13 protein-coding genes and 1 tRNA gene are annotated in these 18,234 nt (G+C 65.7%); 8 read left to right on the top strand and 6 right to left on the bottom strand.

Annotated elements, in window-relative coordinates; all coding sequences use genetic code 11:
- Positions 1 to 219 precede the first annotated feature (219 nt).
- Entirely contained in the window at positions 220 to 888 is a 669-nt protein-coding gene (locus ACPDIT_RS10345; RefSeq protein ID WP_423443207.1) for a 3-keto-disaccharide hydrolase, read from the top strand.
- A gap of 177 nt (positions 889 to 1,065) precedes the next feature.
- Here ACPDIT_RS10345 and ACPDIT_RS10340 read toward each other — a convergent pair whose 3' ends face one another.
- Positions 1,066 to 1,998 (bottom strand): helix-turn-helix domain-containing protein, encoded by a 933-nt coding sequence (locus tag ACPDIT_RS10340; RefSeq protein WP_423443205.1) that lies wholly within the window; start codon positions 1,996 to 1,998, stop codon positions 1,066 to 1,068.
- Positions 1,999 to 2,126: 128 nt separating this feature from the next.
- On the opposite strand from ACPDIT_RS10340, the gene ACPDIT_RS10335 reads away from it, so the two are divergent.
- Positions 2,127 to 2,936: an alpha/beta fold hydrolase gene (locus ACPDIT_RS10335; protein WP_423443204.1), complete on the top strand. Its 810-nt coding sequence runs from the start codon at positions 2,127 to 2,129 to the stop codon at positions 2,934 to 2,936.
- Here the strand turns inward: ACPDIT_RS10335 and deoC are convergent.
- The gene (gene deoC, locus ACPDIT_RS10330; RefSeq protein ID WP_423443202.1) at positions 2,930 to 3,640 is read right to left on the bottom strand and encodes a deoxyribose-phosphate aldolase; all 711 of its coding nucleotides are present in this window, start codon (positions 3,638 to 3,640) and stop codon (positions 2,930 to 2,932) included. The two genes, ACPDIT_RS10335 and deoC, sit on opposite strands and share 7 nt — an antisense overlap.
- Before the next feature lie 725 nt (positions 3,641 to 4,365).
- Here deoC and ACPDIT_RS10325 point away from each other — a divergent pair.
- A tRNA-Glu gene (locus tag ACPDIT_RS10325) sits at positions 4,366 to 4,441 on the top strand.
- Between the two features lie 16 nt (positions 4,442 to 4,457).
- Positions 4,458 to 4,826, top strand: coding sequence for a type II toxin-antitoxin system RelE family toxin (locus tag ACPDIT_RS10320; protein ID WP_423443200.1), 369 nt, complete (start codon positions 4,458 to 4,460; stop codon positions 4,824 to 4,826).
- Between the two features lie 366 nt (positions 4,827 to 5,192).
- Here ACPDIT_RS10320 and ACPDIT_RS10315 read toward each other — a convergent pair whose 3' ends face one another.
- Positions 5,193 to 5,813, bottom strand: a complete 621-nt coding sequence (locus ACPDIT_RS10315) for an HNH endonuclease (protein WP_423443198.1) — start codon at positions 5,811 to 5,813, stop codon at positions 5,193 to 5,195.
- Positions 5,814 to 6,602: 789 nt separating this feature from the next.
- Here ACPDIT_RS10315 and ACPDIT_RS10310 point away from each other — a divergent pair.
- Positions 6,603 to 7,454 (top strand): hypothetical protein, encoded by an 852-nt coding sequence (locus tag ACPDIT_RS10310; protein ID WP_423443196.1) that lies wholly within the window; start codon positions 6,603 to 6,605, stop codon positions 7,452 to 7,454.
- A 221-nt stretch (positions 7,455 to 7,675) separates the two neighbouring features.
- On the opposite strand, the gene ACPDIT_RS10305 is transcribed toward ACPDIT_RS10310, so the two are convergent.
- A complete protein-coding gene (locus ACPDIT_RS10305; RefSeq protein WP_423443194.1) occupies positions 7,676 to 8,545 on the bottom strand; it encodes an alpha/beta hydrolase in 870 nt (289 codons plus the stop codon).
- 457 nt (positions 8,546 to 9,002) lie between these two features.
- Here ACPDIT_RS10305 and ACPDIT_RS10300 point away from each other — a divergent pair, with 457 nt between their 5' ends.
- From ACPDIT_RS10300 to ACPDIT_RS10290, 3 genes are all read left to right on the top strand, one after another.
- Entirely contained in the window at positions 9,003 to 10,379 is a 1,377-nt protein-coding gene (locus ACPDIT_RS10300; RefSeq protein WP_423443192.1) for an FAD-binding oxidoreductase, read from the top strand.
- A 160-nt stretch (positions 10,380 to 10,539) separates the two neighbouring features.
- Positions 10,540 to 11,625 (top strand): UDP-3-O-(3-hydroxymyristoyl)glucosamine N-acyltransferase, encoded by a 1,086-nt coding sequence (gene lpxD, locus ACPDIT_RS10295; RefSeq protein ID WP_423443190.1) that lies wholly within the window; start codon positions 10,540 to 10,542, stop codon positions 11,623 to 11,625.
- A 58-nt stretch (positions 11,626 to 11,683) separates the two neighbouring features.
- Positions 11,684 to 13,828 carry an ATP-dependent DNA helicase gene (locus ACPDIT_RS10290; protein WP_423443188.1) on the top strand — a complete coding sequence of 715 codons (2,145 nt, stop codon included), beginning with the start codon at positions 11,684 to 11,686 and terminating at the stop codon, positions 13,826 to 13,828.
- Between the two features lie 475 nt (positions 13,829 to 14,303).
- Here the strand turns inward: ACPDIT_RS10290 and ACPDIT_RS10285 are convergent, their stop codons facing one another.
- Both ACPDIT_RS10285 and ACPDIT_RS10280 read right to left on the bottom strand, forming a co-directional pair.
- Positions 14,304 to 16,106 carry an SLC13 family permease gene (locus ACPDIT_RS10285; protein ID WP_423443186.1) on the bottom strand — a complete coding sequence of 601 codons (1,803 nt, stop codon included), beginning with the start codon at positions 16,104 to 16,106 and terminating at the stop codon, positions 14,304 to 14,306.
- 696 nt (positions 16,107 to 16,802) lie between these two features.
- Positions 16,803 to 18,194, bottom strand: a complete 1,392-nt coding sequence (locus ACPDIT_RS10280) for an MBL fold metallo-hydrolase RNA specificity domain-containing protein (protein WP_423443185.1) — start codon at positions 18,192 to 18,194, stop codon at positions 16,803 to 16,805.
- Positions 18,195 to 18,234: the final 40 nt, after the last annotated feature.

Here is an 18,234-nt window from a genome sequence, read left to right as displayed (position 1 = left end):
GGACCCGAGGATGCCGCCGGGACCGGCGTCACGATGGTTTCTACCGCCTGCCTTAAAACCAAAGCCGAAATCGCGGCGGCACCCCGGGCAGCCGGTCCGGCTTCAGGAGCCTGCAACTTTCCATCCCCTGCCGGGCACCGAGCAGTTCGCGGTCGGGGTCCGAACGCTGTCGCTGCCGCGCAGTTGACAGAACCATTGCCGTCTCGAATGCTGCGGGTCATGAAAACGTATTCTCGGCGGAAGACCCCGGCGGTGCGATGGGCAGGCTGGACCGCGGTTTGGGCCCTGACAGCGGGCGTGCTCGGCGTGCAAGCGGTGGACGCCATTCGCCCGCAGCAGCGCATCGAACTGTTCAATGGCAAGGACCTCAGCGGATGGGTCTTGTTCGTTCCGGGCGCCGACCCGGCCCAGACCTGGTCGGTGCGCGACGGCGTCATTCATTGCACGGGCAAACCGGCCGGGTACATCCGCACCCGCGATCAATACCGCGATTACAAGCTCACCGTGGAATGGCGGTTCCTGAAGCCCGGCAATACCGGAGTGCTGGTGCACATGACCGGACCGGATCGCGTCTGGCCGCGCAGCATCGAAGCGCAGGGCATGCACGACAATCAGGGGGACTTCTGGGTCATCGGAGGCACCACCTTCAAGGAACACGGCGGCAAGCAGGACCGGCGCGTGCCCAAGCAAGGGCCCTCCCGGGAAAAACCGGTGGGCGAATGGAACACGTACGAGATCGTGTGCAAAGGGGACACCATTCGGCTGTACGTCAACGGGCATCTGATGAACCAGGCCACCGAGTGCAGCGACACGGCGGGCCACATCTGCATCCAGAGCGAGGGCAGCGAAATCGAAGTTCGGCGGGTCACATTGGAACCGGTGGATTGAGCAGCCCCGGCAGGGGTGCGCGGCCCACCTGTCGTCGGCGCGGACACGACTCGGTGCAGGCGGTCCGTGGGGGCGCGGCGCGTGGGTTGAAAAGCCGTTTTGTCGGCAAGAAGCTGTGCGCGTCTCCTCGAGAAATCGAGGGTGATTTGCGAACGTCCCCGCCCTGTCAGAAGCCTCCTAGCCGGACGCACTCAGGGTCACGGCCAGGGGAACCTTGTTGCGACCCAACCGGGTGGTGCGATACGCGGTGGGGGTCATGCCCGTGTACTTCTTGAAGCTCCGGTTGAAATGAGGAATCGAACCAAAGCCCACCGCGCTGGCCACCTCCGCGACGGACAGGGCCGGGTTGAGCAACAAATCCTTCGCCCGTTCCAGCCGCATGCGCGCAAGGTACTCGGTGAACGTCATGCCCATGGAGCGATGGAAGAGTTTGCAAAAGTAGTACGGGCTGAGGTTGACCCGCCGTGCCACCTCGCGCAGAGGCAACCGCTCCGGCAGATGCTCCTTGATATAGGTCAGGGCCTGGGCCAGGGCGCAGGGACGGCCCTGACGATCCGCCAACACGCGACGGCTGGCCAGGTCACCCAGGTACTCCGCGTAAATCCGGAGCAGGCGGACGACTGCTTCCAGCTGGGGAGGCGTCAGTACGACCAGGTCGCGCAACGCGGCCGCGATGGTCTCTGCCGTGGCCGGTGCCCCCCAACCGCGCAGCAGGCGCACCGCCGCTTCTACATCCTCCGGCCCGACCGGGCGCAGGAGCAACCGGTTCGTGTGGAGCATGGCGGCAGGCTCGCCGCACAGCCGCACGGGCACCGCCAGCACGGTCAGCCCTGCCAGGCAGGTGACCGGTTCCAATGGGCGGCCGGACTCAATGAGACGCCGCAAGCGCATCTGCATTTCCCGGCAGACGGCGCTGCCCGCAGCCGTTTGCACCGCCAGGCGGCATACCGGATTCTCTTCCGGCAGAATGCCGACCCCTTCGCCCGGGGCCGGCAAGGGGCGCAAGCACACGGTCAGCCCGGTTGCCTTGCGGAAAGCGGCTTCGAACCCTTGCGCCTCATGCACTTGCTGAAGCACGCGGTAGGCCAGCTCGCGCGAACCCTCTGTCATAAGTGATTCACTATCCGTATGTATCGTCAACTGACGAAAACTAAACGTCAAGCGATTCTTGCGACCTGCGCCACCCACCAGCTCAGTGGCGTCAGCGACTCCGGATTGAGGGCCCGACGCTACCGTCCATGATGGAGCTGCCTCTCCCGGCCCACTGCATGGGGCAGGGCCCCGCCGTGGTTCTGCTGCACGGCCTGCTGGGGTCGGGCACGAACTGGCTGGGCGTGGCACGGGCGCTGGCCGACGCCTACCGCGTGTACGCACCGGACCTGCCGGCTCACGGTCGTGCGCCTGCCCCGGGGGAGCTGACGTACCCCGCCCTGGCCCGTGCGGTGGCTGCGTTTCTGGATGCCAAAGGCCTGACGTCGGCTTCTGTGGTGGGCCATTCCCTGGGCGGCAAAGTGGCCATGCAACTGGCCCTTCAGTTTCCGGCGCGCGTGCGGCGCCTGGTGCTGGTGGATTGTTCGCCCCGCCGGGCTCCGCCGCGCCATGCGGCCCTGTTGGATCTGCTTGCCCGCGTGCCCATCCGCAATTTTCGCCACCGATCGGAGCTGGATCGGGCCCTGGCCGAAAGCATCCCGGAGGCGCGGCTGCGGTGGTTTTTGTTAAAAAATGCCGTGCCGGGTCCGGATGGATTCCTCCGGTGGCAGATGGATCTGGCCGCGATCCGTGCGCACTACGCCCGCTTGTTGGAACCGGTGGCGGGCGGCCGACCCTTCGAAGGCGCGGTGTTGGTTCTCCGGGGCGGGCGCTCGGATTATCTGGAGCCGGAGGACTTGACGGCATTACGCCGCTGGTTTCCCAGGGCCGAAGTGCGCACCCTCCCCGGGGCGGGTCACTGGGTTCATGTGGACGCGCCCCAAGCTTTTCTGGCTCACCTGCGGGAGTTCCTGGATGCGGACCCGCGGGACGTCTCGGCGCGCCCTTCGGTTCAGTAGTCTCCCCCGGGGCCACCAGAGCCGGCGGCGCGGAGGCCGCGGACAATCGCCACGCCGCTCGATGTGCCCAACCGATCCGCCCCGGCTCGAATCATGGCCAGCGCAGTGGCCGTGTCCCGGATGCCGCCCGCGGCTTTGACTCCGAAATTCGGTCCCACCGTTTCCCGGAGAAGCTGCACGTCCTCCACCGTGGCGCCCGCCGGACCAAAACCCGTGGAGGTTTTCACGAATCGCGCTCCCGAGTCCAAAACCAGCTGGCAGGCCCGAATCTTTTCTTCCCGCGTCAACAGACAGGTTTCCAGAATCACTTTCACCGGTCGCTCGTCCGCCGCCTCCACCACGTCCCGCAATTCCCGCAGCAGCGCAGCGTTCTCCCCGTCCTTGAGTTTGCCGATGTTCAACACCACGTCCACTTCGTGCGCCCCGTCGTCCACGGCGGCCTCCGTTTCGTAGCGTTTGACGTCCGCACTCATGGCGCCCAGGGGAAAGCCCACCACGGCCACCACCCGGACGTCCGATTCTTCCAGGCAGTATCGCGCCAGTTCCACGCGCGATCCGTTCACGCAAACGGCATAAAACCCGTACGTGCGCGCTTCTTCGCAAAGCTTCTCGATCTGGGCCCGGGTGGCCTCGGGTCGCAACAAGGTATGCTCGATGTACCGCGCCAGTTCTGCGGCGGATGGAATGGCTCCATTGTCGTTCATGGCCGTCAAGGTGCGCCGACCCTCACAGAGTCGCCAAGTGCAGAATGGTCCGTCGAGGCGACAGGCTGCATGCAAGGGTACCCCCAAGGGGCGATGAGCGGGAGAGAGGAGGCGTGGCGAGGAGCTGCAGAAGGGCCGGTCCAACAGGGTCCCGACCGGGCCGGGGTCTGAGTTCGCAGGTTCTGCAGCGGCCAGGGCCATGGCATGCCACGGTGCAGAGACCCGAGGTTGAAGCAGTGGCGCCAGCGGGGCGTTCGAAGAAGGACACAGGCGCGAACCGCGGTCCGCCCAAGTCGTTCGGCAGCCCATGTTCCGAGGGAAACGCTGGTCGTCAGCCTGTGAGATAGCGATCTTGTGCACATGTGGGCAGGGGTGGCGAAGGGCAAGGGCGCGGGCGGACAGTGTGGCAGGAGCAGCCGCACTGGCGGAGGCGGTTATGGGCCACGGCACCGGGCGCAGGCAAAGAGCTCTCGGGAGACCCGTGGCCGTGGGTATGCATTCGGCAGAGTTCCCAGAAGCCCGTTCGAGTCCGGGGAGGATGGCTCCCGTGATCCGGGGGGTTGCGCCGCGCAGGCAGAAGGTGCTGCGGATTCTCTTTGTACCGGACGCTCGGGATGTTGAGGTCCACGACCGGGGGCACGACGGACACCGGCCTTGCCCGAAAACCAGTGCTGTGGGTTGACATTCGCAAGGGGCACGGTACGATGAGGAGGCGAGTTCAAGACGGCGCGTTCGTCTATCGGTTCAGGACGCGGCCCTCTCAAGGCCGAAAGACGGGTTCGATTCCCGTACGCGCCGCCAAACTGTTTTGGTCCCGATGATTCCGTTCCAGATCATTTTCACCCCGGCGGCGGCAGCGGATCTGTCGCGCATGCCGCGCGACTTGCAGTTGCAAATTCTGGGCGAGTTCCGGGGCCTGCCCCGTCAGGTCATCGGGACGGAGTTGGATGCTTTTGGCAAGCTGGAGCGCGGTGGCCGCATTCTGCATCGGTACCGACTGGGCGATTACCGGGTGTACTTCGAGCGACACGAGTTGGGCGTTCTGGTGCATCGGATCCTGAATCGGCACACGTTGAAGGACTTCTTGTTCCGATCGGGCTTGAAGGTTCCGGAGGACGAGGCGCTGCAGGAGAACCCGAAGTTTTGGGAGATGATCGAAGCGGCGCGGCACTCGACGCGATCCTGATCCGGGCCCCGGATCGAGATCGTCGCCGCCGGCGCGGCGCGAGCGCGCGAAGTGGTGGTCCGGGAAAAGTTCGAGCTGGCGCGTTCAGCCCACCCAATCGGGTGAATGGAAAGGCTGGCAACCTTGCGGCTGGCCGGTTGAGTGTCTCCAACTCGTCTGCCGAGCGGCCCGGCCACAACACGGCGTTTTCGAGCCGCCTGCTCCCACGACTCTCCGGACAGAGGGCGTCTGGCTCTCAACACCGCACAGGAACCAGCAGTCGTCGGAAAGACGAATCTCGAGCTGCCGGCTCCCCCGCGGGGTTGCCCGATTGATTCCGGCGCCCTCGTCCGCCCGTGGATCAGCGGCGCAAGGAGTGCCGGAACGCTAGTCCTTGTCCTCGCCCAGCTCGACGTTCCAATAGGCGAGGTCGATGAAGTGTTTCCAGCTGTCGTGGTGCTGGAACCCCACCGTGATGTGCAGAAACGGCCGCCACCGGGGCTTCTTGGGCTTGCGGATCAGACGCATGCCGGCTTCCTGGGGGGTGCGATTGCCCTTGCGGGTGTTGCACTCGATGCAGGAGCAGACGATGTTCTCCCAGGTCGTCGGCCCGCCCCGGTCCTTGGGGATCACGTGGTCCAGGTTGAGGTCCTTGCGGTCAAAGACCCGCCCGCAATACTGGCACGTGTTCTTGTCGCGCTCGAAGATGTTGTGGCGGGTGAAGGTGACCTCCTTCTTCGGCACGCGATCGAAGAACAGGACCAGGATGATCCGCGGAATCCGGATGCGGAAACTGACCGTGGCGATGCTGTCCGGACCGGGCTCGGCGCGGGAAAAGTCACTCCATTCGTTGAAGTTGAAGGTTTGGTAGGTGCCGTCGGGGCGGCAGAGGACCGCCTGGGCATGCCCCTGGAAAAGCAACGTCAGCGCCCGCCTCGCAGAACAGACATTGACGGCCTGCCAGAGGCGATTCAACACCAGAACGGGCTGGTTCAACAACGAAGCCATACCTGCCTAACGGCGTGTGCACCTTAACACGACCGCGGAAGTCAAGTCAACGTGTCGCTGGACCACGTTGCACCCGGGTCGTCCTTCCAAGAGAGCCAACCGTGAAACTCGGGGCCTCTGTTCCATTGGACCCGTCTCAGGAGCGGCGATCCTGGGGGGACGTGGTTTCGTGGACCGGGGCGCTGCGGCGGGCGCGGCAGAGTCTCGGGCCGACATGGTATGTGGCGCTGTGGCGGCCGGGACCGTGCTTGGCATCGGCTGCAGGATCTGGCCGGGCGGCTCGGGCCGCGTTGGCACTCCTCCGGCGGTGCGGACCCTGTCCACCCGCGCAGGCTCCATGATCGGCGCGGTCAGGCCCGGGGGCACCTGACGGCCTCTCGGCTCGCAACCTTGCCCGTTCCGGCATCCGGAAGGCCTTTTCATCGCCGCGGACATTGCGCTCAGGAGTCTCCGTCTTATCCAGAGTGTGGGATCCCCTCACACGGAATGCATCTAACACATTGGTTTGCAATGTGTTGCAGCACTTTCCGGACTGCGGAATGCGACGGTCTCGTTCTTGACGGGCTTCGAGATCACGAGGCGGAGGCTGGGCGGGTTCCAAATTTTTCCGGGTGTGCATCCAAACGCACAGTTGGCGGCTTGGTGGAGTGCGCTAGAGTGCACTCGGTTTGAAGCGACCGACGCGCCTGGCGGTCCGGATGGCTGGAACGGTGGACAAACTGGCTGGCGCAACGCGTGAAAGGCTGCGGCCACCGGACAGCCAGGCGCAGTCGCCCCGACAATCAGACCGTGACACCTGCACAGACTCCAACCAAGGAAGCGCGGCGGCTAGCCCGCCAGCAGCTGGAAGCCCTCGAGGCCGCGCTGCGGACCGGACCGGGCCTCCAAATGGCGCAGATTCGTCAGTTCGCCGAGTTCCTCCGGGCGCACGGGTTTGCCCCCAACAGCAGTTATTTTGTCCGCCTGGCACAAATCGAGGCCTTTGTGCGGTCGCATCCCGCGCCCCCCGACGCCAGCAAGCGCGACTATGCGGGCTACGCCGCGGGATGCTGGATGCAGGTGCAGTCCGTGTACGATCACGTGATCCTTTCGGTCTGTTACGAGGGTGAGTTCCGCGGCCAGCGCGGGCGGATCAAAATCTCGCATCGCTTCAACCGCGCCGGGCGGCTCGATTTTGTCGAGGCGAAGCTTTTGCGGTCGTTGGTACCGCTCCTGGACGGGGCGCTGCGGAAACTCTTGACGGTTCGCGAATTCCCCAGTCTGCGTCCGGACTGGTGGACGGCCGGTGCGTATGCGCTGCGCGTGTTGCCCCGAGAGTTGCTCTTTTTGCATCCCGAGATCTTCCGCTATCCGCGCGAGCAGATCCTGGCCTGGCTGGTCAACATCGGGCATCGCACCGTGGCCGACCTGGTGGCGGAACTCGAGCCACTTTCGGACACGACCGACTCCCGGCCGAGGGGTCGGCAATGGCCGGTGGCGTGCCTGCGGCGGGATGCCGTGGCGTGGCCGATTTTGCAGCAGGCGGCCCTGTTGGAAGCTTCCGTGGACCCCGGCGACTCTCCCGACGTGTTTCAGATCCGCTACCTGCGTCGGCTACCCGTGCCCGACGCCCTGCGCAGGGAAGCGGTCGAGACTGCCTGAGCGACGATCGCGCAGGAGGTTTGTCCCTCCGTCTGCGTCGGGTGGAGCCGCCGGGGTTTCATCTCCATCCTGACGCATGGCCGCTCGGATCGAGGCGATGCACGCTCCCTGGGCGTGGGGCGGGACTCGATTGCCGCGCAGCCCGACAAACCGAAGTACCGGGCGTGGTTCCCGGGCAGGTGCCCAAGGGTTGCCGGATGAGCTGTCCGACCATCGGCACGTCAGGGACGCATCCAGCCGTTCATGTCCAGCCAATCCGCAAATCGTTCGATCCAGCGATCGCTGGGCAGGTTCTGGCGGCGCATGCCGAATCCGTGACCGCCACGGGCGTACAAATGGAGTTCGGCCGAATGACCGGCGCGGGTCCAATCCTGGTAGAGCTCCACGCTGTGCGGGGCCAGCCGGAGTTGATCGTCCGAGGCCGCCACGATGAACATGGGCGGGGCGTCGGTAGGCACGCCCCGGTCCTTGATGGTCCAGTGATAGGCCAGGTAGATGGGCGCGACGAAGTCGGGTCGGCTGCCGGGGTCGTAGTTGTAAGCGACCGAGGCGGCCACCGTGCCGCCGGCCGAGAACCCCAGGATGCCGATGCGCCGCGGGTTTACGCCGTATTCGGCGGCGCGCTCTCGCACGTGCCGCACCGCGGCCAGTCCGTCGGCCATGGCCAGCTTCACCACCGGCGCCACGACGGCATCCAGCGGTCCTCGTGTCATGACTTCCCGGGTGGGGTCGTCGGTTTCGCATTTGACGAGGCGATACTTCAGGACAAAGGCGTGCACGCCGCGCTCGGCCAGCCAGCGTGCCACGTCGCGGCCCTCGCTGTCGATGGACAGGGCAAAGAACGCACCGCCGGGGCAGATGATGACCGCCGTGCCGTTGGCCCTGGCCCGGTCGGGCGCAAACCAGGTGAGCGTCGGACGCGACACATTGAAAACGACGCGCGTGTTCCAGAGGTTGGAGACGCTTTCCCGTTCGGAGTGGGTCCAGTCTTCCGATCCGGGTGCCGGACCGTCGTAGAGGGGAATCACCTTTTCCTGAGCGGTCAGGGCGCAGGCCGCCAAACCGAGCGACGCGATCCAGAATCTTTTCATACGCTTCCTTGTCTGTCCGTGGATTGAGTGGGGGACGCATCCGTCCCGACCCGGCCGCGGCTTCGCGACCGGGGCCGCTGACAGGGCTCGCCCCGCGGTTTATTGAACGGGGACGCGGCGGCCGACACCACTTCAAAATCCAGCGGAACGGCTGCGACGGTTTCAGAGCGCTGCGGCGCGGTCGGGACGGTTTGGATGTGGACTGCGCGCCTGGGCCACTCAGGGTCAGTGCCAGTGATCTTCTCATGCTCCCCGAAATCTCCGGCATGCGATGGGCTCAACGCTTCAGCGTCATGGCCGACCGGACCGGTTGTGTCGAAGCGGCCGACGACCGCACGCAGGGAGGAGAACCGAGAACGGCGGGCCTCATCCGATGGGCCGGTCTTGACGCGTCGTGCAACGGTCGCTTGCCGTGGAAACGGCTTTGACCGATGCTGGCGCGCGTTGTTGTATGGGCATGCCACAAGAGGTGCTGAGCGCGTTGCGCGAAATCGTCGGGCCGGATCAGCTGCTCACCGCCCCGGAGGACCTCATTCCGTACTCTTTTGACGGCACGGCGGCATTGCAGCAAATGCCCGGTTGCGTGGTCTTCCCCCGGCAGACGGAACAGGTGGCGGCCATTCTCAAGCTGGCCCAGCGAACGCGGACGCCCGTGGTCACGCGCGGCTCCGGCACCGGGCTCAGCGGCGGCAGCGTGCCGGTCCCGGACTGTATTGTCCTGTGCCTGGCCAAGATGGATCGCATCCTGGAACTGGACCGTGCCAACCTCACCCTGCTGGCGGAGGCGGGCGCCACCACGCAAGCCATCGCCGACGCCGCCGCTGCGGCCGGGTTGTTTTATCCGCCGGATCCCGGCTCGATGAAGATTTCGACCATTGGCGGTAACGTGGCGGAGAACTCCGGCGGCCTGCGCGGCCTGAAATATGGAATCACGCGGAACTACGTGATGGGTTTGGAGATTGTGCTGCCGGACGGTGAGGTGTTTTTCACCGGCAACAAGTGCGTCAAGGACGTGGCCGGGTATTCGCTCAAGGATCTGTTCATCGGTTCCGAGGGGACGTTGGGCGTGATCACCAAAGTGTTACTGCGGCTGATCCCGCAGCCCCCGGCCAAGAAGACCCTGCTGGCCACGTACGACCAAATGGAGGCCGCGGCTCAGACGGTGTCCGACATCATCGCAGCACAGATCATTCCCTGCACCCTGGAATTCCTGGATCGCACCACCATCCACTGCGTGGAAGCTTATGCGCATGTGGGCCTGCCCTTGGACTGCGAGGCGTTGTTGTTGATGGAGACAGACGGGCATCCGGCGGCTGTCGAGGAGGAGGCCGCTCGAATGGCGGAGATCGCGCGACGCAACGGGGCACGCGAGGTCCGCGTAGCCCGGGACAACGCGGAGGCCCTGCGCCTGGCAGCGGCGCGGCGCAACGCCTTTTCCGCCCTGGCCCGGGTGTCGCCCACCACCATTCTCGAGGATGCCACGGTGCCACGCAGCGAATTGGCCCGCATGGTGCGGTTCATCCAGGCGGTGGCCCGGAAATATCAGTTGCGCATCGGCACCTTCGGCCACATGGGCGATGGGAACCTGCATCCGACCTTTCTGACGGACGAACGGAATGCCGAGGAGATGCACCGGGTGGAAGCGGCGGCCCGGGAGATTTTCGAGGAGGCGGTTCGCCTGGGCGGCACGATCACGGGAGAACACGGTGTGGGGCTGGCGAAAAAGCCGTTTCTACCGATGCAGGCCGGCGCCGTGCAAATGCGGGTGCTGCGAGAGATTCGGCGCGTGCTGGATCCGCAGGGGATTTTGAATCCCGGCAAAATGTTCGACTGATCCGGTGCCGGGGCTCGGGCCCGGGTACCGGCCAGGGTGTGCCCTGGTGAGGGGCACCCTGACGGGCCCGCAGTGGCCGAACTTCGCATTGAATTCGTGGCCGGAGTTCTTCATAGTCTGCCACCGGCCCGGAGCGTGCACGGATCCGGGACGGTTTCCTATGCCTTTCACGGCGGCTGAAATTGCGCGTCATGTGGGTGGCGAGGTCATTGGCGACGGTTCGGTCGTATTGCACCGGTTTGCCCCGGCGGATCGGGCCGAGCCGGGCGATTTGACCTTTGCCGAAAACGAAGTGTTTCTGGCCCGGGCGGAACAGGGTCGGGCCTCGGCGATCCTCGTCGATCGCCCCGTGACGTCGGCCAAAACGTTGATCCGGGTCCGGAATGCCCGCATCGCGTTTGCCAAGGTGCTGCCCCTGTTTTTCCCCGAGCCGCAGTTTGCCCCCGGGATTCACCCCACGGCCGTGGTGGACCCGAGTGCCCGTGTGGATTCGACGGCGCACATCGGGCCCGGATGCGTCATCGGCGCCGGGGCGGTCATCGGGCCGCGCTGTGTCCTCTGGGCGCAGGTCTTTGTGGGGGAGAATTGCGTTTTGGGAGAAGAGGTCTGGTTGTTCCCCCATGTCACGCTCTATCCGCGGACCCAGGTGGGATCGCGCGTGCGCATTCACGCCGGCAGTGTGATCGGGAGTGACGGGTTCGGGTATGTGCAGGACGGCCCCGTCCACTTGAAAGTCCCGCAGGTGGGCAATGTGATCATTGGCGATGATGTGGAAATCGGGGCCAACGTGACCGTGGACCGCGGCGCGCTGGGCCCGACGGTGATCGGCCGCGGCACGAAGATCGACAACCTGGTGCAGGTGGCCCACAACGTGAGCATCGGGGAGCGGTGTTTGATCGTGGCGCAGACGGGCATCGCCGGCAGCACGCGGTTGGGCAATTATGTGGTCCTGGCCGGCCAGGTGGGTCTGGCGGGTCACTTGAAAATCGGCGATCGAGTGAGCGTCGCGGCCAAATCCGGGGTGATGCACGACATTCCCGACAACCAGAAGTGGTTCGGCATTCCCGCTCAGCCGGATCGGCAGGCCAAGCGCCAGATCGTGGCCCTGCAACAGTTGCCGGATCTGCTGCGACGAGTGGCGGAGCTGGAAAAGCAACTGGCGGCGTTGCAAAGCGGCCGGGTCACGGCCGAGAGCGGCCCTTCGGCCGGAACGGGCGCGACCCCCGGGGGCCCGCAGGGGTCGTGAACCCCGGGGCCGCCCTGTACCCGAGGCTCGCCATGCTTGCCCGGATTCGGTTTCTCCCATGATTTCCGTTCTCGATCCGCAGCCTGCGGGCAATGACCTGGTGTCGCAGGTGGAGACGTTCTTCTCGCCACATGGCCTGCTGGCGCGGGCGCGGAACTTCGAGTATCGGCCCCAGCAACAGGCCATGGCGGTGGCGGTGGCGCGCGCACTGGTCAACGGGCAGAGCCTGATTGTGGAGGCGGGGACGGGCGTGGGCAAAAGCCTGGCCTACCTCATCCCGGCCATTCTCCACGCGGTGGCGCAGCGCAAGCGGGCCATCGTGTCCACCCATACCATCAATTTGCAGGAGCAGTTGATCCAGAAAGACCTGCCCCTGCTGGAACGGATCCTGCCGGTGAAATTCACCTACACCATGCTGAAGGGCCGGGCCAATTACCTGTGCACGCGTCGCCTGCACAAGGCCCGCGAACAGGCCCAGGCCCTCTTCACCTCCCCCGAGCAGGCCGAACTGGAACGCTTGTACGCGTGGGCCCAGCGCACCGAGGATGGCAGCCTTTCCGATCTGGATCCCCAGCCGGATCCGAAGGTCTGGGACCAGGTGTGCTCCGAGCGCGGGCTGTGTGCCCCGAAGCTCTGCGGGCCGCACTCCGAGTTCGCCAAGCTGCATGGCGCGTGTTTTTACCAGCGAGCGCGGCAGCGCATGCTTTCCTCGGATGTGCTGGTGCTGAACCACACCCTCCTGTTCACGCTGCTGGGCGGCTGGGATGAGGAGCCACCGGAGGGCGGCGTGCTGTTCAAGAATGACTTTGTCATTCTGGACGAGGCCCACACGGTCGAGAACGTGGCGGCCCGGCACATCGGACTGAGTCTTTCTCACGCCCAGGTGCGTTACACGCTGCAGCGACTGTGGAACCCGCGGACGCAGAAAGGTCTGTTGGCGACGCTGCGCAAGGGCGCCGCCGTTGCGCTCGTGGCCGACGCGCTCAAGGCGGCCGACGCGTTTTTCGAGCAGCTGGAAGCGGCGTGCGAAACCCTGGCGCGGGTCGCCCGGCCCGGCGAGGGCAGCCCCGAAGAAGAAACCGGGGCCGGCCCTTCGGTGCGGAACTGGACGGAGCTGCGCATCCGCCAGCCCGACTTCGTGCCCGATTTGCTGACCGGGCCGTTGCAACGACTGCGGGAGGCGCTCAGCGACCTGATCAAGACCAGCGAGGATCGGGAGATCGGCGAGGAACTGGCCGAGTGCAATCGGCGCCTGGGCGAGCTGCGAGAGGCCGTGGCAGCCTTTTTGAACCAGAGCGCGGAGCATTACGTGTACTGGGTGGAACGCGCCGGAAAGACACAACAGAATCTGACCCTCAATGCGGCCCCCGTGGAGGTGGCCGATTACCTGCGCGCGCGCCTGTTCGAGAGCGGCACCAGCATCATCATGACCAGTGCCACGCTCGCCACCCGCCGGGTCGACGACCCGGAGCCCGCACCGGCAGGAAACGCGACGCCCGAGCGGCGCACTCCAGGGCGCCCCCCGGCCCGGGGTCTGGATTACTTCGCCAAACGGGTCGGCGGAGAATCCGCGCTTCAACTCCAGGTGGGCACCCCCTTCGATTACGCGCGGCAGATGAAGGTGTACGTCGTGGGCAAGATGCCGGACCCGCGCGATCCCGCGTATCGACCGGCCCTCGAACACTGGATCGAACATTTCGTCCGGCTGACACATGGCAAGGCCTTCATCCTGTTCACCAACGCACGACTCATGCAGGAAGTGGCCGCCGCGCTCCGACCCCGGCTGGAGGCACTGGGCATTACCTGCTTCGTACAGGGCACCGGTGCGCCGCGGTCCGTGCTGCTGGAGAAGTTCAAGGAAGACGTGGACTCGGTCCTCTTTGGCACGGACAGTTTCTGGCAGGGCGTGGATGTTCCGGGGGAAGCCCTCAGCAACGTGATCATTACCCGTCTGCCTTTTGCCGTGCCGGATCATCCGTTGATCGAGGCGCGCATCGAAGCCATCGAAGCCCGCGGCGGCAACGCCTTTCAGGAGTTCTCGCTGCCGGAGGCCATTTTGAAATTTCGCCAGGGAGTGGGCCGTCTCATCCGGACCAAGACCGACACCGGGATCGTGGTGGTGCTGGACAATCGGATTCTGACCAAGCGCTATGGCCAAGCCTTTCTTGACGCCCTCCCGCGGTGTCCCCTGGAGATCGTGTGACCATGGAGCCTTTGGAAGGGGGTGGCCCGACTCAGGCCACTTCTTCCGGGGAGCACGAGGGACCCCAGCGATCCCCCTGCCCTTGGCCGTGCTCAGAAACCGGGCGGGAGCCCGAGGAGGTAGCCGTCGACGGAAGTCGGCGGTCCCCTCGGGGTCCGCCGCCGCGCCGTCATGGATAACCTCCCGGATGCGAGTCTTGCTGACATCCCCGGTCCGCCGCCAGAGGGTGGCGGTCACCACCGATCCGTAGCCGTCGACGGAAGTCGGCAGAACAGCCACGCGCGACCACTTAGCGTGTTTCTGCAGCCGCCACGGAACAGCGACGACATCGAGCCTTTGTGCGCAGGCAACGCCGGGCCAAACCTGGAGCAGGGTCCGCCGCTTTAAAGACGGGCCATCTTTGCAAAAAGCGCCCGCGCATGGGGTCACGGTCGAAAGGAGATCGTTCCGAAGAAAACCGTTTTTCAGTGCCGCGTTAAAACGGCCAGAAGCGGGGAATCAGCGCCACCGAGACCGCCCAAAAAATCAGGTTGAGGGGCAGTCCCACCCGGACGAAATCCGTGTAGCGATAGCCGCCGGGGTGATAGACCATGGTGTTGGTCTGATAGCCCAGAGGCGTGGTGAAGCTGGTCGAAGCGGCGAAGCATACGGCCATGATGAACGGCTTGGGATCGACTCCCAGGGAAACGGCGGTGGAGATGGCGATGGGCGTGAGCAGGACTGCGGTGGCGTTGTTGCTCAGGAATTCGGTCAACAGGGCGGTCAGACCGTACAGGATGGCCAGGGCCAGCCACGGATTGGCCTCGCCTGCCAGCCACAGTGCTGCCTGCGCAATCCCGGCGGCCGCTCCGCTTTTTTCCAGGGCCAACCCCAGGGGCCAGGTCCCGGCCAGCAGCATGATGACCCGCCAGTCGATCGCCGCGTAAGCCTCGTCCAAGGAGATGCACCGGCATGCCACCAGCGCAATCCCGCCGATGATGGCGGCCACCATGACCGGTAAGAGGTTGAGTCCGGCCAGCAACACCACACCGGCCACGATGCCCACGGCCAGGGGCATTTTGCGTCTGCGCAAGGCCGGTTCATCCACCGGCTGCAGGACCAACAGGTTCCTGTCGCCGCGGAGCCGGTTCAGCGCCTCTTCCGGTCCCAGGACCAACAGGGCATCGCCCACGCCCAGGCGCACCTGCTGGAGGCCCTCCCGGACGGTGCGGCGCCGGGCACGCACGGCCAGCACCAATGCTCCGTAACGGTGCATGAAGTCCAGCTCGCCGAGAGCGCGGCCCTCCCATGCAGATCCCGGGGGAATCAAGACCTCGGCCAGTTTCAAATGTTCGCCCTCGAGGACGGCGTCGGTGACCTCCAACCGCCGCACCGGTTCGAGGCCCCAAGTGGCCTGGGTTTCCATCAGCTCGCGCGGGCCGGCCCGAACCAGGAGAATGTCTCCGGGCTGCAGCTTCTCCGACAGGGGGGCAAACAAGTGACGTTCGCCCCGGATCACCTCCAACACCGTGACTGTATCGCCCCGACCCAACGGGGTGTCCGCAAGGGTACGTCCCACCAGGCGCGAGTCGTTACGGACCTGCAGTTCGGCCAGATAAGGCCCCAACTGGTAACTTTCCACCCGTTGCCCACTGCCGCGGTCCGGCAGAAGCCAACGGCTCACCACCAGCAGATACACCGTGCCAATCCCCAGCAGCACGGCCCCCAGCGGGGTGAATTCGAACAACCCCAACGAGCCCAGGCCCGACCGCTCCGACAGGGCGCTGACCAACAGATTCGTGGAAGTCCCCACCAGCGTGCAGACGCCCCCCATCTGCGTGGCAAACGACAGCGGAATCAACAACCGGGACGGCGCCAGGCCGCCCCTGGCACAGGCCCCGAGCACGGCCGGCAAAAACATGGCCACGACCGCCGTGTTGTTGATGAAGGCCGAGATGACCCCTGCCAACACCATCGTGGCCAGCGTCAGCAGCCACGGGTATCGAGCCAGTCGTTCCAACCACCGCGCTGCAAAGCCGATGGCTCCGGTGCGCTGCAGGCCCGCGCTCAACACAAACATGGCAGCCACGGTCAACACCGCCGGATTGCTGAACCCGGACACGCCATCGGCCGGACGGATCCAGCGACCGTCCCGGCCCCAGCCCAGAAAGTCCAGGAGCAGCCCAACGACGATCAGGGCGGCCATCAACATCAAGGCCACCAGGTCCGCCCGGAACTTTTCGGCGGCAAACAACCAGATGGCCACCCCTGTGAGGCACAGCACCAGGGCGATTTCCATTGCGCATCCAAGAAATGAGAATCTCCCATGTTCTGACAATGCCAAGATTCTCCGAGGTTCCCGTTTTCATGGCGCCCCGCCAAGCAAGTCGGCGCCCGGCTTGCGCGGACCGTGGCGGAGGGTTGCAGGCCGACCGCATGAGCCCTGGCCGCACCTTCATGGAACCGTGTCGCAGGGGAAATGGCCGGGCCCAACCGGGCAATCCGCACGGGCTGGGGAGTCGCGATGCCGCTGGCGGCAACCGGGGTCGTGGCACCCGCTTGGCCCGGGAAACAGGGCCGGCGCACCGGGAAAAGTCTTTGGGCCCGGGTACGGAGCCGGCCTTGGTGAAGGGGATTTACCGCCCGCTTGCCGCGGGAGCCCGAAGCTGTTTGCAGGGCGCAAGCGCCCTCCGTGAGGTGGATCCGGAAAGCGCACGGCAGCCGGCCTCTTGGCACGTCAGAGCCCATGACGCCCGCGAAGGTGGCTCCCCGGTCTTGCAGGTTTGCCGCCGGCCGCCGGCACCGCGCAACCCGCCAGCACGGCCGCGACGAGGCCCTCTGCCGGAAGCCGAGGGCCGTGCCGGCGGGGTCCCAATCCATCGAACGTTCACGGCTTTTCGGCAGACTCTCCGCGGGTCGTTACCCCGACGCCCCAGCCCGCGGAAGCAAACCCTCGGTTCCCCGATCCCTGCACCCTCGGGAGCTCCGGGTTCCGTCAAAACTCGAGCTGCTGACCCGGCCCGGGCAGGTGAACGGTCAACCCGAACCGTTCCTGAATGAGGGCAGCCAGCGGATTCCGAGCCCGGGGTTCGCCGTGCGTGAGCACCACCCGGGGCCGCGTTCTTGCCAACGGCTCCAGCCAGCGCAGCAGGGCCGATTGCCCGGCATGGGCACTGAACCCGTTCAGGGTGTGAATCTGGGCGCGCACCACGATTTCCTCGCCGAGAATGCGCACACGGCGAGCACCGTCCACCAATTGGCGGCCCAGCGAACCTTCGGCCTGATACCCCACGAACATGACCACTGTCTCCGGCCGCCAGAGTCCGTGTTTGAGGTGGTGCAGAATGCGTCCGGCGGTGCACATGCCGGAGCCGGCCATGATCAGGCAGGGGCCCGGCGCATCGTTCAACCGCATCGAGTCGGCGGCCGTGGGGGTGGGAATGACGTGACGGTGCGAACGAACGATTTCACAGGAGCGTTGCAGGGCCCGGGCCTCCTCGTCGAACAAATCCGGGTGCCGTGCGTAGATCTCCGTGGCTTCGATGGCCATGGGGCTGTCCAGGTACACGGGAAAAGGGGGCACCACCCCGGCGCAAAACAGCTCGTCCAGATGATACAGAATCTGCTGCGTGCGCCCCACGGCAAACGCCGGCACCAAAATGCGGGACCGGGCCTGCACGGCTTTCTCAATGATCCCGCGAAACTCCGCCAACGTTTCGGCGGGGGACTTGTTGTCCCGATCTCCGTACGTGGACTCCAGAAACACCACCTCGGCCGGTTCGGGCTCCACGGCGTCCGGCACCAAGGCCAGACCCGGGGGGCCGACATCGCCCGAGAAGACCACGCGTCGTCTTCGTCCGGACTCGGTGATGGCGAGCTCGATGCTCCCGGAGCCGAGCATGTGTCCGGCGTTCACCCACCGGGCCTGCACCCCGGGCGCAACCTCGATCCATGCCGCGTACTCCACGGGTTGAAACCGGCCGAGCACTTCGTGAACCTCGGCCTCCCCATAAAGGGGCTCCAGCAAGGGTTTGCCGGCCCGCTGCCGCTTGCGGTTGAGTCGCGCCACGTCGTGGGCTTGCACCTTTGCCGCGTCCCGCAGCACCAACCCCGCCAGTTCCGCCGTGACCGGATGCGCGTAAATCGGGCCGCGAAACCCCGTACGCGCCAGCAGGGGCAGTCGCCCGACATGGTCGAGGTGCGCGTGCGTGACCAGAACGCCGTCCAGGGTTTCCGGATGCAAGCCTCCGGGGACCCCATTGCGCCGCTCTGTGCGGGCATGACCCTGAAACAATCCGAAATCCACCAACAGCCGGGCTCGATCCGTTTCCACCAGGTAGGCGGAGCCCGTGACCTCGCCCGCAGCACCGTGCAGCGTAATTCTCATGGCTGGAACAGTGGAACCCTCATGGCCAGGGTCCCTTCCG

It is taken from the genome of Limisphaera sp. VF-2, assembly GCF_049537125.1.
GTDB lineage: Bacteria > Verrucomicrobiota > Verrucomicrobiia > Limisphaerales > Limisphaeraceae > Limisphaera.
This window is presented reverse-complemented; position numbering and strand designations above follow the sequence as displayed.